This is a genomic window from Streptomyces sp. NPDC042346, assembly GCF_055581845.1.
On record NZ_JBVJEH010000009.1, the window covers coordinates 25,480 to 40,365 of the forward strand.

The window sequence follows — 14,886 nt, forward strand, 5'->3', positions numbered from 1 at the left end:
GGCGGGCTCAGCCGCGGTAGATCGCCTCGATCTCGTCCGCGAACTCCCGCGCCACCACATTGCGCTTCAGCTTCAGGGACGGGGTGATGTGCCCCGCCTCCTCAGTGAACTGGGCGGGAAGGACACGGAACTTGCGGACCGACTCGGCCTTGGAGACCGCGGCGTTGCCGTCGTCGATCGCGCGCTGGACCTCCGCCAGGAGGTCGGCGTCGTCGCGGAGGGAGGCCGCCGTCGAGTCCGCCGGCTTGCCGTGGTCGGTCGCCCAGCGGCCGAGGAACTCCTCGTCCAGGGTGACGAGCGCGCCCACGAACGGGCGCCCGTCGCCGACCACCATGCACTCCGCGACCAGCGCGTGCGCCCGGATGCGGTCCTCGATGACCGCCGGGGCGACGTTCTTGCCGCCCGCCGTCACCAGGATCTCCTTCTTGCGGCCCGTGATCGCGAGGTAGCCGTCCTCGTCGAGCGTGCCGATGTCGCCCGTGTGGAACCAGCCGTCCGCCAGCGCCTCGGCCGTCGCCGCCTCGTTGTTCCAGTACCGCGAGAAGATGTGCTCGCCGTGCAGCAGCACCTCGCCGTCGTCGGCGATCCGCACCACCGAGCCCGGCAGCGGCTGCCCGACCGTGCCGATCTTCTGCCGGTCCCACGGGTTGAACGCGGTCGCCGCGCACGACTCCGTCAGGCCGTACCCCTCCAGGACCGTGAAGCCGATGCCCCGGAAGAAGTGGCCGAGCCGCTCGCCCAGCGGCGCGCCGCCCGAGATCGCGTACTCGCCGCGCCCGCCGAGGACCGCCCGCAGCTTGCTGAAGACCAGCTTGTCGAAGACCTTGTGCTTGAGCTTGAGGCCGAAGGACGGGCCCTCGGGGGTCCCGATCGCCCGGCTGTACGCGATCGCCGTGTGCGCGGCCTTGTCGAAGATCTTGCCCTTGCCGTCGGCCTGCGCCTTGGCCCGCGCCGAGTTGTAGACCTTCTCGAAGACCCGCGGCACGCCCAGGATCAGCGTCGGCCGGAACGAGGCCAGCTCGTCGGTGAGGTTCTTGATGTCCGGCACGCAGCCCAGCCGGATCGGCGCCATCACGGACGCGACCTCGACGAGCCGCCCGAAGACGTGCGCGGCCGGGAGGAACAGCAGGACCGAGCACTCGCCGGTACGGAAGAGGGGCTTCAGCCGCTCCACGATGTTGCCGCACTCGGCGAAGAACGCCCGGTGGGACAGGACGCAGCCCTTGGGGCGGCCGGTCGTGCCCGAGGTGTAGACGATCGTGGCCGGGTCGTCCGCGTTCGCCGCCGACATGCGCGCGTCGAGCAGCTCGTCGGAGACGTCCGCCCCGTCGGCGGTGAGCCGGGCGATCGCGCCGTCCTCGATCTGCCGGACGGCCTTGAGCTCCGGGAGCTCCGCCCGGACGGACTCCACCGACGCCTCGTGCGCCGGGCTCTCCACGAGCGCCAGCGAGGCGCCCGAGTCGCCGAGGATCCACTGGATCTGCTCCGCGGAGCTCGTCTCGTAGACCGGCACGGTCACGCCGCCGGCGCTCCAGATCGCGAAGTCGAGCAGCACCCACTCGTAGCGGGTACGGGACAGCAGCGCGACCCGGTCGCCCGGCTCGACGCCCGCGGCGATCAGCCCCTTGGCGACCCCCCGGACCTCCGCCAGGAACTGCGTCGCGGTCACGTCCGTCCACGCCCCGTCGACCTTGCGCCCCATCACGGCGACGTCTGGGTGCCGGGAGGCGTTGCGGCGGATGAGATCCGTCAGGTTGCCGTCCGTGGGGACCTCGTACAGGGCCGGAAGGCTGAACTCGCGCAAGACTGCTGCTCCTCATCGGGCGCCGGCGCCACGGCTCTGTGTGATGCGCCGGTGTGGTCCATGATCGGGCAGGTGCTCAGTGGGGGTGAGCACGACTGGACTGCCCGGACGTTACCCATCAGTAGATGGTTCCGATAGGGGGTCCCGGCCAGATGTTCCGTGCGTCACACATGCATGACGGTGCTGTGCGCACAGTAATCCACAGGTTTCCCGACTCGGAAGTAACCGCAGGTGACACCCCCTAAGGTGAGCTCATGCGAGTCCATGTGGTCAGTGACGTGCACGGCAACGCCGAAGACCTCGCCAGGGCGGGGGAGGGCGCCGACGCCCTCATATGCCTGGGGGACCTGGTCCTCTTCCTCGACTACGCCGACCACGGCCGCGGGATCTTCCCCGACCTCTTCGGCGTCGAGAACGCCGACCGGCTCGTGGAGCTGCGCACCGCCCGCCGCTTCGACGAGGCCCGTGACCTGGGCCGCCGCCTCTGGGCCGAGCTGGACGTCGACCGCGACACCGCCATCGAGGCCGCCGTGCGCCGCCAGTACGCCGAGCTCTTCGCCGCCTTCCCCACCCCCACCTACGCCACCTTCGGGAACGTCGACATCCCCCGGCTCTGGCCCGAGTTCGCCGGACCCGGCACGACCGTCCTCGACGGGCAGCGCGTCGAGATCGGCGGCCTCACCGTCGGATTCGTCGGCGGCGGCCTGCGCACCCCCATGCGCACCCCGTACGAGATCTCGGACGAGGAGTACGCGGCCAAGGTCGAGGCCCTCGGCGACGTCGACGTCCTCTGCTCCCACATCCCGCCGGACGTGCCGGAGCTGACGTACGACACCGTCGCCCGCCGCTTCGAGCGCGGCAGCCGCGCCCTGCTCGACGCGATCCGGCGCACCCGGCCCCGCTACGCCCTCTTCGGCCACGTCCACCAGCCGCTCGCGCGGCGGATGCGGATCGCCGCGACCGAGTGCGTCAACGTCGGCCATTTCGCCTCGACGGGCAGGCCCTTCGCCCTGGAGTGGTGACGGGCGCGGGGTCACGGCGCGATAGCCTTCCGTCGGCACATCTGTACGTCTGTGCCTTTTGTTTCCTTCGAGTTCTCGCCGGACCGCACAGTGGAGGAGCCACCGCGATGGCCGAACACACCAGCTCGAGCATCACCATCGAGGCGGCGCCGGCCGACGTCATGGGTGTGATCGCCGACTTCGCCCGCTACCCGGAATGGACGGGCGAAGTGAAGGAGGCCGAGGTCCTGGAGACGGACGCCGCCGGTCGCGCGGAGAAGGTCCGGCTGCTCCTCGACGCCGGCGCCATCAAGGACGACCACACCCTGGCGTACACCTGGACCGGCGCCGACGAGGTCAGCTGGACCCTGGTCAAGTCCCAGATGCTCCGCTCCCTCGACGGCTCCTACCGGCTCGCCGCGCTCGGCGGCGGCGACCGCACCGAGGTCACGTACCAGCTGACCGTCGACGTCAAGATCCCCATGCTCGGCATGATCAAGCGCAAGGCCGAGAAGGTCATCATCGACCGCGCCCTGGCCGGCCTGAAGAAGCGCGTCGAATCCGGCGAGTGACCCCGCGGAGGGCGACGGTAACGTCCTCCGCATGCGGATCATCCTTGTCACCGGCCTCGGCGGCGCCGGCCGTACCACCGTCGCCGCCGCGACCGCCCTCGCCGAGGCGCGGGCCGGGCGCCGGGTCCTGCTCGTCTCGGAGGACACGGCCCCGCTGCCGGACGACGGGAACCTCCGGGTGCTGCGCCCCGACCCCGCCGCGGACTTCCGCCGCGAGTTCCTCGCCCTCCAGGCCCGCTCCGGCACCGCCCTCGACCTCCTCGGCGCCACGCCCTTCGAGGACGCCGAACTCACCGAGCTCCCCGGCAGCCGCCAGTTCGCCCTGCTGAGGGCCCTGCGCGACGCCGCCCAGGGCGACCACGAGCTCGCCGTCGTCGACCTGCCCCCGCTCCCCGAGGCCCTCGCCCTCCTCGCCCTGCCCGAGCAGCTCCGCCGCTACCTGCGCCGCCTCCTGCCCCCCGAACGGCAGGCCGCCCGCGCCCTGCGCCCGATGCTCGCCCAGCTCGCCGGGGTCCCCATGCCCGCGCAGTGGCTGTACGAGACCACCGCCCGCTGGGAGGCCGAGCTCGCCGCCGCCCAGTCCGTCGCCGACGCCCCCACCACCAGCGTCCGCCTCGTCCTCGAACCCGGACCCGCCGCCACCCGCGCCCTGCGCGCCGCCCGGCTCGGCCTCGCCCTCCAGGGCCTCGCCCTCGACGCCGTCGTCGCCAACCGGCTGCTGCCCGCCGACTCCGAGGACCCCTGGCTCGCCGGCCTCACCACCCAGCAGCACCGGCACCTGGCGGAGCTCCGTACCGCCGCGGGCGTCGTGCACGAGCTGCCGCACCTCGGCCGCGACCCGCGCGGAGCCGAGGACCTCGCCCTCCTGGCGCCCGGCCGGCCCGCCGCCCCCCTCGATCCCGTACCCGGACGCGAGGTCGAGGACCGGCGGGAGGAGGACGGCGTACTCGTCTGGCACATCCCGCTGCCCGGCGCCGTCAAGGAGGAGCTCGCCCTCGTCCGGCGCGGCGACGAACTGCTCCTGACCGTCGGCCCGTTCCGCCGCCACCTGCCCCTGCCGGCCGCCCTGCGCCGCTGCACCGTCACCGGTGCCGGGCTCGTCGACGGGGACCTCAGGGTGCGCTTCACCCCGGACCCGGGACTCTGGCCGCGGACCCCCTGAGGGCGTGTACCGTCGAAGTACCTGCCACTGAGGAGTACGCCATGAGCGATTCGGACGCGTGGGCCAAGGCGTGCGCCGAGGACCTGGAGGCGGAGAAGGCCCGCCGCCGTGCGGAACGCGGGACCGAGCCCGGCTCGGCCGCCGAGGAGTTCCGCAAGCTCTTCGACGCCGTCGCCGACAAGGTCGCCGGGGGACTCGGCGGCCCGCTGCTCGGCGGACTGGGCGGCATCAGCGGCGAGACCGTCAAGCAGGTCGTCAGCCAGGCGAAGGCCGTCGTCGAGCCCGTCATCGAGCGCAACCCGCAGGTCTTCGACCACCTCGCGGCCGCCGGGAACGAACTGCTCGCCGCCTACCGCTCCGCGGTCGAGGGCCACGAGACGCGCTGGACCCGCGGCGGGACCGTGGCCGAGGACGACCCGCGCCGCGAGGCCGACGTCGTCGGCGGCGACCGCGACGGCACGAGCGACGCCAAGCGTGACGGCACGAGCGACGGCAAGCGTGACGGCACGAGCGACGGCAAGCGTGACGGCACGAGCGACGGCAAGCGTGACGGCACGAGCGACGCCAAGGGTGACGGCAAGGACGGGCCGCCGCGCGACGACGAAGGACCCGCGACGGGCCAGCACATCGACCTGGACTGATCAGGACGGCCGTCCCCCTCGGGTACGGTGGGCCGTAGCGGGGCTCGACCGAAAACTGAGGGACACATGGGACTCACCATCGGCGTCGACATCGGCGGCACGAAGATCGCGGCCGGCGTGGTCGACGAGGAGGGCAACATCCTCGACACGCACAAGGTGCCCACCCCGCCGACCCCCGAGGGCATCGTCGACGCGATCAGCGCCGCGGTCTCCGAGGCGGGCAAGGGTCACTCGATCGAGGCCGTGGGCATCGGTGCCGCGGGCTACGTCGACGACAAGCGCGCCACCGTCCTCTTCGCGCCGAACATCGACTGGCGGCACGAGCCGCTGAAGGACAAGGTCGAGCAGCGCGTCGGCCTCCCCGTCGTCGTCGAGAACGACGCCAACGCGGCGGCCTGGGGCGAGTACAAGTTCGGCGCGGGCCAGGGCCACGAGGACGTCATCTGCATCACCCTCGGCACCGGCCTCGGCGGCGGCATCATCATCGGCAACAAGCTGCGCCGCGGACGCTTCGGTGTGGCCGCCGAGTTCGGCCACATCCGGGTCGTCCCCGACGGCCTGCTGTGCGGCTGCGGCAGCCAGGGCTGCTGGGAGCAGTACGCCTCCGGGCGTGCGCTCGTCCGGTACGCCAGGCAGCGCGCCAACGCCACCCCGGAGCGCGCGGCGGTCCTGCTGGGCCTCGGCGACGGCACGCCCGAGGGCATCGAGGGCAAGCACGTCAGCCAGGCCGCCCGCGCGGGCGACCCGGTCGCCGTGGACTCCTTCCGCGAGCTGGCCCGCTGGGCGGGTGCCGGTCTCGCCGACCTGGCCTCGCTCTTCGACCCCTCGGCGTTCATCGTCGGCGGCGGCGTCTCGGACGAGGGCGACCTCGTCCTCGACCCGATCCGGAAGTCCTTCCGGCGCTGGCTGATCGGCGGCCAGTGGCGGCCGCACGCGCAGGTCCTCGCGGCCCGCCTCGGCAACAAGGCCGGCCTGGTCGGCGCGGCGGACCTGGCCCGCCAGGGCTGACCACCCGTACGAAGGCATACGACGACCGCCCGCCGCGTCCTCTCGGACACGGCGGGCGGTCGTCGTATGTTGGCTGGCATGGCCAACAGCGAGCTGCCCAACTCCCGCACCGAGGCGGACGGTTCGGCCGTCCTCCGGGTTCTGAGCTACAACGTCCGCTCGATGCGCGACGACGAGGACGCCCTCGCCCGGGTGATCCGCGCCTGCGCCCCGGACCTCGTCTTCGTCCAGGAGGCCCCGCGCTTCTTCCGCTGGCGCAAGCACGCGGCCCGGCTCGCGGCGAAGAGCGAGCTCGTCATGCTGAGCGGCGGCGCCACGGCGGCCGGGCCGATGCTCCTCTGCTCGCTGCGGGCCACCGTGGAACGCACCGAGGACGTGCTGCTGCCGCTCACCCCGGGCCTGCACCGCCGCGGCCTCGCGACCGCCGTCGTCCGCTTCGCCGGGGCCAGGGTCGGGCTGATCAGCTGCCACCTGAGCCTGCGGAAGGACGAGCGGTACGCCCAGGCAGGGCTGGTCCTCGACCGGGTCGCCGCCCTGGGCACCCCGCACGCCCTCGTGGCCGGCGACCTCAACGAACGGCCCGACGGCCCCGCCTTCACCCGGCTCGCGACGGAGCTCCGGGACGGCTGGGCGGCGCGCCCCTGGGGCGGCGAGCACACCTCGACCCCGGCCGACCCGCACCAGCGCATCGACGCGATCCTGGCCACCCCGGGCGTCGAGTTCCTCGGCTGCGGCGTCCCGCCCCACCTCGACCCCACGGACCTGAGAACGGCGACGGACCACCTGCCCGTGTTGGCGGCGGTGCGTGTGCCGGCGACGGTGTGACGGCGGAGTGTCTTCGTCCGGGCCCCGGCCGCGCGGTCGGCGGACGGAGTCCGGCGCAGCCGTCCGAAGCCCGGGAGGCGCCCTCGGCGCCGAACGGCGCGAGGGCGGCGTCAAGAAGGGAGTTACACGACCGCTCCGCGGCCCGGGTCGCCGAAGCCGTCGTCATCGTCGTCATCGTGCTTCATGCGGGCGACGAGGGTCGCGAAGCCGCCCAGGAAGCCGCCGACGCAGACCGTCGTCAGCCACCAGGTCATGTCCCACTGGAGCAGGACGGCCACCAGCATCAGCACCGGACCGCCGACCACGCCCAGCCAGGCGAACTTGGTCGTCGCGTCCGCCTCCGGCAGCGGCGGGGGCTCCGGCGGGACGAAGTGGCCCTCCTCGGCGCCGTCCGGGCCGTCCTCCGGCTCGGCGGGGGAGTAGTCCCGGGGGCCGCTCACCCGCACCCCGGGCGCGAAGACGACGGAGCTGCCCAGCGCGGGCTTCTCCGCTCCGGCCTCCGGCTTCCGGTCGGCCTCGGCCGAGGCCTCGGCGTCCGGGCCGCTACCGGTACCCGTCCCGGCATCGGGCCCGGACGCACCGCCGGGCTCCGGCGCGGACTCGGACGCAGACTCGGACTCCGACGCGGTCCCGGAGGCCGTGCCCGCCCCCGTACCCGCATCGGCCTTGGAGCCGGCAGGGGTCCCCGCGCCCGGCTTCGTGTCCGCGGGCTCGTCCTCCTCCGGCTCGGGCAGCGCGAGGTTCTCGATCGGCCGGTACGGCCTCGCCCCCGGCGGATCCGCGGGCTCCTCCCCGTACCCGGCGACGATCGCGGCCCAGGCCGCTTCCTCGTCGATGGGCTGCGGCTCCCGCTCGCCGCCGTCCTGCTGATCAGCCACCGCTGCTGCTCCTCTTCCCGTCGACCGGACTCGGGGCGAGACGCTCGACGAACGCCCAGCTCTCCTCGAAGATCCGCTCCGCGTCATGGTCCAACGTCGCGACGTGGTAGCTCTGTTCCAGCAGGATCTCCCGGACGTCCGTCGAGGAGACGCGGCTCAGGACCCGGGCCGAGTCGGCCGGCGGCACCACGTGGTCCTGCGGGCTGTGCAGCAGCACCAGCGGCTGCGTGACCTGCGGGAGCTCCGCGTCCACCGTACGGAAGAACTGCCGCAGCGAGTGCGCGGCGTGCAGCGGGACCCGGTCGTACCCGACCTCCGTCACGCCCTCCTTGGCGATGTCGCTCGCGATGCCGCTGGTCGAGCGGACCAGGTGCCGGGCCACCGGCAGCGCGTGCGCCGCCAGGCCGTGCACCTTGTTGCCCGGGTTGACGAGGACGATGCCGCGCACCGCGTCACCGTGCTGCGCGGCCAGCCGCAGCGTGAGCGCCCCGCCCATGGAGAGACCCATGACGAAGACGGTCTCGCACCGCTCCAGAAGCTCGCGCAGCGCCCGGTCCACCTCCGCGTACCAGTCGTGCCAGGTGGTGAGCTGCATGTCCTCCCAGCGGGTGCCGTGGCCCGGCAGCAGCGGCAGCGACACGGTGAGCCCGCGGTCGGCCAGATACTCGGCCCACGGGCGCATCGACTGCGGGGAACCGGTGAATCCGTGACAGAGAAGGACGCCGACCTCTCCGCCTTCGTGGCGGTACGGCTCGGCTCCGGGAAGGACCGGCACCGGGGTCTCCTGTTCGTTCGACTTCGGGTGCGCCGAAGCGACGGAAAATCGGGGAAGGACCTTCACGGTACGCGACCGGACCGACACCGACCAGGGCCGTAGCGGGGGCCGTGGGCCGGTACGGGATAAAGTCGTCGCGACGGCACACGGAAGGCATGGCGAGTTGATCTACGGCGCAATGAAGTTCTCCATCGGAGGGTCCCTGAAGCTTGCCTTCCGGCCCTGGGTCGAGGGTTTGGAGAACATTCCGGCCGAGGGTCCCGCGATCCTGGCGAGCAATCACCTCTCCTTCTCCGACTCCTTCTTCCTCCCCGCCGTCCTGGACCGCAAGGTCACCTTCATCGCCAAGGCGGAGTACTTCACCTCCCCGGGCGTGAAGGGCAAGCTCACCGCCGCCTTCTTCAAGGGCGTCGGCCAGCTGCCGGTCGACCGTTCGGGGGCCCGCGGCGCCGGCGAGGCGGCGATCAAGGCCGGCATCGAGGTCATCGAGAGCGGCGGGCTCTTCGGGATCTACCCCGAGGGCACCCGTTCGCCCGACGGCCGTCTCTACCGGGGCAAGCCCGGCGGTCTCGCGCGCGTGGCCCTGGCCACCGGCGCGCCGGTGATCCCGGTCGCCATGATCGACACGGAGAAGATCCAGCCGCCCGGCAAGGTCGTCCCCAAGCTGATGCGCCCGGGGATCAAGATCGGCAAGCCGCTGGACTTCACCCGCTACCAGGGCATGGAGGGGGACCGCTTCATCCTCCGCTCGGTGACCGACGAGGTCATGTACGAGATCATGAAGCTGTCCGGCCAGGAGTACGTCGACATCTACGCGACCGCCGCCAAGCGGCAGATCGCGGACGCGGAGAAGGCGGCCAAGGAGGCCGTCAAGGCCGAGATCGCCGCGCGGGAAGAGTCCGGCGCCTGAGCGGACAGGGCGCCTAGCGGACAAGGCGTCTCAGCGGGCAGGGCGCCTGAGCGGGCAGGGCGCCTGAGCGGACAAGCAGAGCGGCACGGCACCCCCAGGGGTGTCCGGGGGTGGTGGGGGAGATGGCCAAGCGCGAGCGTGTCGTGCGCATGTCGGTCGAGCAGCCGCTGTGGCGGGCGCTGACCGGCTACCGCGTCCTGACGATGATCTACGCCGTCCTGATCTTCGCCTTCGGGCGGGAGCGGTACGAGCGGCCCTGGATCGCCGTCGCCTATCTGGCGGTGATGTGCGTCTGGACCCTCGCGACCCTCCCCAGGGTGGCGAACGCGGCCAGCTGCACCAAACGCTTCCTCGGCGCCGACCTCACCGTCGCCCTCGCCGGCATCCTGCTCACCCCGCTCGCCGACGTCCACGCCCAGTCCGTCGACGGCCCCACCCTGCCGTCGATATGGACCGCCGGCTCCGTCCTCGCGTACGCGATCAAGGGCGGCTGGCGCTGGGCCGGAGTCGCCTCCTCCCTGGTCGCCGTCGCCAACATCGTCGAGCGCGGCCACCCCAGCCGGGACACCTTCCACAACGTCCTGCTCGTCTGGGTGGCCTCCATCGCCATCGGATACGTCGTCGAGGTGGCCCGCGCCTCCGAGCGCACCCTCGCCCGCGCCCTGGAGATCGAGGCCGCGACCCGGGAGCGGGAGCGGCTCGCCCGCGACATCCACGACAGCGTCCTCCAGGTTCTCGCGATGGTGCAGCGGCGCGGTACGGCCCTGGGCGGCGAGGCCGCCGAGCTCGGCCGGATGGCGGGGGAACAGGAGGTGGCGCTCCGTACGCTCGTCGCGGGCGGTCTCGCCCGGCCCAGCCTGGTCTCGGAGGACGAGTCCGAGGGGGCGGTCGTGCGGGTCGTCGAGGTGGACGAACCCCCCTTCGGCGCGGGTGACACGCCCGTCGACCTGCGGCTGCTGCTCGCCCCGCGCGCCGGGTCCCGGGTCACCCTCTCCGAGCCGGGCGCGCCGGTCCTGCTGCCGCCGCCCGCCGCCCGTGAGCTGACCGCCGCCGTCGGCGCCGCCCTGGACAACGTCCGGGTGCACGCGGGGGAGGCGGCGCAGGCCTGGATCCTGGTCGAGGACTGGCCGGACGAGGTGATCGTCACCGTCCGGGACGACGGCCCCGGCATCCCGGAGGGCCGCCTCGCGCAGGCCGAGGGCGAGGGCCGGATGGGCGTCGCCCTCTCCATCCGGGGCAGACTGCGGGACCTGGGCGGTTCGGCCGAGCTGATCTCGGTCCCGGGGCAGGGCACGGAAGTCGAGTTGAAGGTTCCACGGGGGAAGGCAGGACAGGGAAGATGAGCGAGCAGCAGGCCGGCGGGCAGCCGATCAGGGTGATGGTCGTCGACGACCATCCGATGTGGCGGGACGCGGTCGCCCGCGACCTCGCGGAGGCGGGCCTCGACGTGGTCGCCACGGCGGGCGACGGCGAGCAGGCCGTGCGCCGGGCGACGGCGGCGGGACCCGACGTCCTCGTCCTGGACCTGAACCTGCCGCTCAAGCCGGGCGTCCAGGTCTGCAAGGAGCTCGTCGGCGCGCAGCCCGCGCTGCGGGTCCTCGTCCTCTCGGCGAGCGGCGAGCACGCCGACGTCCTGGAAGCGGTCAAGTCCGGTGCCACCGGCTATCTCCTCAAGTCCGCCAGTACGGAGGAGCTGATCGACGCCGTGCGGCGGACGGCCGTCGGCGACCCCGTCTTCACCCCCGGCCTCGCCGGCCTCGTCCTCGGCGAGTACCGCCGGCTGGCCTCCGAGCCCGTCCCGGCGGCCGGCGGGGACGAGCCGAAGGCCCCGCAGCTGACCGAGCGCGAGACCGAGGTCCTGCGGCTCGTCGCCAAGGGGCTCAGCTACAAGCAGATCGCCGAGCGCCTGGTGATCTCGCACCGCACCGTCCAGAACCACGTGCAGAACACGCTCGGCAAGCTCCAGCTGCACAACCGGGTGGAGCTCGTCCGGTACGCCATCGAGCGCGGGCTCGACGACGCCTGAGGAGCGCTGCGCACCGGGCGCGGGGACGTGAGGGGCCGTATATTCGCGAGGACCGCGCATATACGGCCCATCACCGCTTCTAGGGGAAATCCGTGGAAATCCTGGCATTCGGCGTGCAGGCGGACGAGCAGCCCCTGATCGAGAAGGCCTTCGAGGGGCATCACGAGGTCCGCTGCCTGGAGGTGTTCCTCACCCCGGACACCGCGCCCATCGCGGCCGGCTACGAGATCGTCTCCACCAGCGTCAACGCCATCCTCGACCACAAGGTCCTGCAGACCCTCGCCGCCGGCGGCACCCAGATGATCGCCCAGCGCTCCACGGGCTTCAACAACATCGACCTGGAGGTCGCCGAGCGCCTCGGCCTCACCGTCGCCCGGGTCTCGTACTACTCCCCGTACTCCGTCGCCGAGTTCGCCTGGACGCTCGCGATGGCGGTCAACCGCCGGATCGTCCGCGCCTCCAACCGGACCCGCGACTTCGACTTCCGCCTCGACGGACTGATGGGCCGCGACCTGCGGGGCCGTACCGTCGGCGTCCTCGGCACCGGCAAGATCGGCGAGGCCTTCACCCGGATCGCCGACGGCTTCGGCATGAAGCTGCTCGGCTGGGACGTCGCCGAGAACCCGGTCTGCGTCGCGCTGGGCATGGAGTACGTGGACAAGGAACGGCTCTTCGCCGAGGCCGACCTCATCAGCCTCCACGTCCCGCTGCTCCCGTCCACCCACCACCTCATCGACGCCGACGCCCTCCGGGCCATGAAGGACGACGCGATCCTGGTGAACTCCAGCCGCGGCGGGCTCATCGACACCGAGGCCCTGGTCGCCGAGCTCAGGACCGGCCGCTTCACCGGGGTCGGCCTGGACGTGTACGAGGCGGAGGCCGGGCTCTTCTTCCTCGACAAGTCCCTGGAGGTCGTCGAGGACGACACCCTGGCCCGCCTGGTCACCTTCCCGAACGTGGTGGTCACCTCCCACCAGGCCTACTACACCGTCGACGCGGTCGGCCAGATCATCGACACCACGGTCCGGAACGTCCTCGACTACACCGCGGGACGGCGCAGCGAGAACGTCCTGGTACCGAGGCCCGCCCAGGGGGTGTCCCCCTAGGGGGTGTCTTGTCGATCAGGCCGGGCTCGTCCGGCGGATCAGGGCCGGACAGGCCCTAGACCAGTACGCCCGCGAGGAGCGAAGCCGTCAGCGCGGCCCCCTCCCTCGTCAGCACCGACTCCGGGTGGAACTGGACGCCCGCGAAGCCCGGTCCGCGCAGCGCGTGGACCTCGCCGGTCTCCGGGTCCCGGCTGACCTCGATCCGGTGCAGGGCGAGTTCGGTCGCCGCCCGGTCGTCGCAGCGGGCCGTGAAGCTGTTGTAGAAGCCGACGGTCTGCTCCTGGCCGAACAGGTCGATCCGCAGCTGGGCCCCCTGGAACGGGGTCCGCTTGCGGACGATCTCCAGGCCCAGCTCGGCGGCGATCAGCTCGTGCCCCAGGCACACCCCCAGCAGACCGTGCCGGTGGTCCCGCACCAGCTCGGCCGTCAGGCCGCGCAGGAACCGCATCTTCGGGTCGCCGGCGTCCGCCGGATCGCCCGGCCCGGGACCGAGCACGACCGGCCCCTCGTGGGCGAGGGCCAGCTCCCGCAGCCCCGGCTCGTCGTAACGGAGCACCGACACCTCAAGGCCCGAGGAGCGCAGCACGTGCGCGAGCATCGCCGTGAACGTGTCCTCGGCGTCGATCACCAGGGCGTGCCCGGACAGCTCCGCCGACCGCGCCTGCATCTTCAGCCAGAACGGCGCCAGGTCGGCCCGCCGGGCGTCCAGCGCCGCCCGTACGCGCGGATCGTCGGCCAGGCGCGCGGGCGCCGCGGCCGCCGGGTCCGCCGCCGGCCGGCCCTCCCGCACCCCGAGCGCGGTGAGCACCCCGGCCGCCTTGGCGTGGGTCTCGGCGACCTCGCCGGCCGGGTCCGAGTGCCGGACGAGGGTCGCGCCGACGGGCACCCGCACCTTCCCGTCCGAGGAGATGTCCGCGGTCCGGATCAGAATGGGCGAGTCGAGCGTCTGCGCCCCGCTCTCGTCCGTACCGAGCAGGGCGAGCGCCCCCGCGTAGTAGCCGCGCCCACCGGCCTCGTGACGCTCGATCACCCGGCAGGCGTTCTGCACCGGCGAGCCGGTGACGGTCGCCGCGAACATCGTCTCCCGCAGCACCTCCCGCACGTCCAGCGTGGAACGGCCCCGCAACTCGTACTCGGTGTGCGCGAGATGGGCCATCTCCTTCAGCCGCGGCCCGATCACGACCCCGCCCATGTCGCCCACCGTGCACATCATCTTGAGCTCCTCGTCCACCACCATGGAGAGCTCCTCGGTCTCCTTGCGGTCGGCGAGGAAGGCCAGCAGGCCCTCGGGGGTCGGGGCGGCCCCGGCCGGGTAGCGGTACGTGCCGCTGATCGGGTTCATCACGACCGTGCCGCCCGTCATCCGCACATGCACCTCCGGGCTCGCCCCGACGAGCGTCCGGTCGCCGGTGTGCACGACGAACGTCCAGTACGCGCCCCGCTCGCCCGCGAGGAGCCGCCGGAACAGGGCGAGGGCGTCGGCCCGTCCGAAGCCCGGGATCTCCCCGGTGTAGGTGCGCCGGATGACGAAGTTCGCGCCCTCGCCCGAGCCGATCTCCTCGTCGATGACCCGCCGCACGGTCCCGGCGTACTCCTCGTCGGAGACGTCGAACCCGCCGCCCTCGACGGCCACGTCGTGCGCGGGCAGCTGCCGCAGCGCCTCCGCGAGCGACAGCTCGTACGTCTCCTCCGCGACGAGCACGGAGAGCGGGGTGCCGTCGTCCCGCACGTCGAAGCCGCGCTCCCGGATCTGCCGGAAGGGCACGAGCGCGAGCGTCGGCAGCGAGCCCACGGGCAGCTCGGCGAGGAGCCCGGCCTCGTGGACCCGGCCGATGAGCACCTCGACGGTGTCGTGGTCACGGCCGGGGGTGCGCCTGCGCAGCAGGGCGAAGGGCGGGCAGGAGTCGTCCAGGAGACGGGAGAGGTCCATGGGGTGGGTGGGGTCCTTCCGAGGAGAGTACGGAGAGGAACGGCCCGGGTACGAGAAAAGGCCGCCCCTCGGGCGGCCTTCGCGTGTCAGTCGGTGTACGCGCGATCAGTGGGCCGCCGGATGAGCGGTCCACCACCAGTTCTGGATCTGCGGCGCGAACATGCGAGCACTGTAGCCCAGCGGGACCCCGGCGGGCCACGGAAACGGGGCCCGGTCCGCACCGTGGACGGTGCGAGCCGGGCCCCGAG

Annotated in this window: 15 protein-coding genes; 10 read left to right on the forward strand and 5 right to left on the reverse strand. The window is 72.8% G+C overall.

The genetic code is table 11. The features are described 5' to 3' along the window. Positions 1 to 7: 7 nt before the first annotated feature. A complete protein-coding gene (locus tag ACZ6K0_RS30010; protein ID WP_376395520.1) occupies positions 8 to 1,804 on the reverse strand; it encodes an AMP-dependent synthetase/ligase in 1,797 nt (598 codons plus the stop codon). Positions 1,805 to 2,058: 254 nt separating this feature from the next. On the opposite strand from ACZ6K0_RS30010, the gene ACZ6K0_RS30015 reads away from it, so the two are divergent. The 6 genes from ACZ6K0_RS30015 (at position 2,059) to ACZ6K0_RS30040 (ending at position 7,013) form a co-directional block, all read left to right on the forward strand. Further along, positions 2,059 to 2,826, forward strand: coding sequence for a metallophosphoesterase family protein (locus ACZ6K0_RS30015; RefSeq protein ID WP_376395517.1), 768 nt, complete (start codon positions 2,059 to 2,061; stop codon positions 2,824 to 2,826). Between the two features lie 107 nt (positions 2,827 to 2,933). Further along, positions 2,934 to 3,377: an SRPBCC family protein gene (locus ACZ6K0_RS30020; protein ID WP_376395514.1), complete on the forward strand. Its 444-nt coding sequence runs from the start codon at positions 2,934 to 2,936 to the stop codon at positions 3,375 to 3,377. A 31-nt stretch (positions 3,378 to 3,408) separates the two neighbouring features. Beyond that, positions 3,409 to 4,539 carry an ArsA family ATPase gene (locus ACZ6K0_RS30025; protein WP_376395511.1) on the forward strand — a complete coding sequence of 377 codons (1,131 nt, stop codon included), beginning with the start codon at positions 3,409 to 3,411 and terminating at the stop codon, positions 4,537 to 4,539. 41 nt (positions 4,540 to 4,580) lie between these two features. After that, a complete protein-coding gene (locus tag ACZ6K0_RS30030) occupies positions 4,581 to 5,180 on the forward strand; it encodes a DUF5304 domain-containing protein (protein ID WP_469228356.1) in 600 nt (199 codons plus the stop codon). A gap of 66 nt (positions 5,181 to 5,246) precedes the next feature. Then, positions 5,247 to 6,188 carry an ROK family glucokinase gene (locus ACZ6K0_RS30035; protein WP_376395505.1) on the forward strand — a complete coding sequence of 314 codons (942 nt, stop codon included), beginning with the start codon at positions 5,247 to 5,249 and terminating at the stop codon, positions 6,186 to 6,188. A 78-nt stretch (positions 6,189 to 6,266) separates the two neighbouring features. Then, positions 6,267 to 7,013 carry an endonuclease/exonuclease/phosphatase family protein gene (locus ACZ6K0_RS30040; protein WP_469228354.1) on the forward strand — a complete coding sequence of 249 codons (747 nt, stop codon included), beginning with the start codon at positions 6,267 to 6,269 and terminating at the stop codon, positions 7,011 to 7,013. A 122-nt stretch (positions 7,014 to 7,135) separates the two neighbouring features. Here ACZ6K0_RS30040 and ACZ6K0_RS30045 read toward each other — a convergent pair whose 3' ends face one another. Together ACZ6K0_RS30045 and ACZ6K0_RS30050 are read right to left on the reverse strand one after the other, a co-directional pair. Next, complete coding sequence (locus ACZ6K0_RS30045; RefSeq protein ID WP_469228352.1) at positions 7,136 to 7,891, reverse strand: hypothetical protein; 756 nt, start codon at positions 7,889 to 7,891, stop codon at positions 7,136 to 7,138. Next, complete coding sequence (locus tag ACZ6K0_RS30050) at positions 7,884 to 8,666, reverse strand: alpha/beta hydrolase (RefSeq protein WP_376395497.1); 783 nt, start codon at positions 8,664 to 8,666, stop codon at positions 7,884 to 7,886. The genes ACZ6K0_RS30045 and ACZ6K0_RS30050 overlap by 8 nt, the downstream gene beginning before the upstream one ends. Positions 8,667 to 8,844: 178 nt before the next feature. Between ACZ6K0_RS30050 and ACZ6K0_RS30055 the strand changes: the two genes are divergently transcribed. The 4 genes from ACZ6K0_RS30055 to ACZ6K0_RS30070 all read left to right on the forward strand — a co-directional run bounded on the left by ACZ6K0_RS30055 (position 8,845) and on the right by ACZ6K0_RS30070 (position 12,708). Then, positions 8,845 to 9,576 (forward strand): lysophospholipid acyltransferase family protein, encoded by a 732-nt coding sequence (locus ACZ6K0_RS30055; RefSeq protein ID WP_376395494.1) that lies wholly within the window; start codon positions 8,845 to 8,847, stop codon positions 9,574 to 9,576. Between the two features lie 122 nt (positions 9,577 to 9,698). Continuing rightward, the gene (gene macS / locus ACZ6K0_RS30060) at positions 9,699 to 10,919 is read left to right on the forward strand and encodes a MacS family sensor histidine kinase (RefSeq protein WP_469228349.1); all 1,221 of its coding nucleotides are present in this window, start codon (positions 9,699 to 9,701) and stop codon (positions 10,917 to 10,919) included. Then, a complete protein-coding gene (locus tag ACZ6K0_RS30065) occupies positions 10,916 to 11,602 on the forward strand; it encodes a response regulator (protein ID WP_376395488.1) in 687 nt (228 codons plus the stop codon). Before macS ends, ACZ6K0_RS30065 begins: the two co-directional genes overlap by 4 nt. Positions 11,603 to 11,694: 92 nt before the next feature. Further along, positions 11,695 to 12,708 (forward strand): 2-hydroxyacid dehydrogenase, encoded by a 1,014-nt coding sequence (locus ACZ6K0_RS30070; protein ID WP_469228347.1) that lies wholly within the window; start codon positions 11,695 to 11,697, stop codon positions 12,706 to 12,708. A 55-nt stretch (positions 12,709 to 12,763) separates the two neighbouring features. Here the strand turns inward: ACZ6K0_RS30070 and ACZ6K0_RS30075 are convergent, their stop codons facing one another. Then, the gene (locus ACZ6K0_RS30075) at positions 12,764 to 14,638 is read right to left on the reverse strand and encodes an anthranilate synthase family protein (protein ID WP_469228346.1); all 1,875 of its coding nucleotides are present in this window, start codon (positions 14,636 to 14,638) and stop codon (positions 12,764 to 12,766) included. Between the two features lie 105 nt (positions 14,639 to 14,743). Beyond that, complete coding sequence (locus ACZ6K0_RS30080; RefSeq protein ID WP_071892416.1) at positions 14,744 to 14,800, reverse strand: trp operon leader peptide; 57 nt, start codon at positions 14,798 to 14,800, stop codon at positions 14,744 to 14,746. Positions 14,801 to 14,886 lie beyond the last annotated feature (86 nt).

What these genes read in the sequence shown, in the direction of transcription:
- ACZ6K0_RS30015 (WP_376395517.1), top strand. Translation starts at nt 2,059, where the DNA reads ATGCGAGTCCATGTGGTCAGTGACGTGCACGGCAACGCCGAAGACCTC.
- ACZ6K0_RS30075 (WP_469228346.1), bottom strand. Translation starts at nt 14,638, where the DNA reads ATGGACCTCTCCCGTCTCCTGGACGACTCCTGCCCGCCCTTCGCCCTG.
- ACZ6K0_RS30025 (WP_376395511.1), top strand. Translation starts at nt 3,409, where the DNA reads ATGCGGATCATCCTTGTCACCGGCCTCGGCGGCGCCGGCCGTACCACC.
- ACZ6K0_RS30065 (WP_376395488.1), top strand. Translation starts at nt 10,916, where the DNA reads ATGAGCGAGCAGCAGGCCGGCGGGCAGCCGATCAGGGTGATGGTCGTC.
- ACZ6K0_RS30035 (WP_376395505.1), top strand. Translation starts at nt 5,247, where the DNA reads ATGGGACTCACCATCGGCGTCGACATCGGCGGCACGAAGATCGCGGCC.
- macS (WP_469228349.1), top strand. Translation starts at nt 9,699, where the DNA reads ATGGCCAAGCGCGAGCGTGTCGTGCGCATGTCGGTCGAGCAGCCGCTG.
- ACZ6K0_RS30040 (WP_469228354.1), top strand. Translation starts at nt 6,267, where the DNA reads ATGGCCAACAGCGAGCTGCCCAACTCCCGCACCGAGGCGGACGGTTCG.
- ACZ6K0_RS30055 (WP_376395494.1), top strand. Translation starts at nt 8,845, where the DNA reads ATGAAGTTCTCCATCGGAGGGTCCCTGAAGCTTGCCTTCCGGCCCTGG.
- ACZ6K0_RS30020 (WP_376395514.1), top strand. Translation starts at nt 2,934, where the DNA reads ATGGCCGAACACACCAGCTCGAGCATCACCATCGAGGCGGCGCCGGCC.
- ACZ6K0_RS30030 (WP_469228356.1), top strand. Translation starts at nt 4,581, where the DNA reads ATGAGCGATTCGGACGCGTGGGCCAAGGCGTGCGCCGAGGACCTGGAG.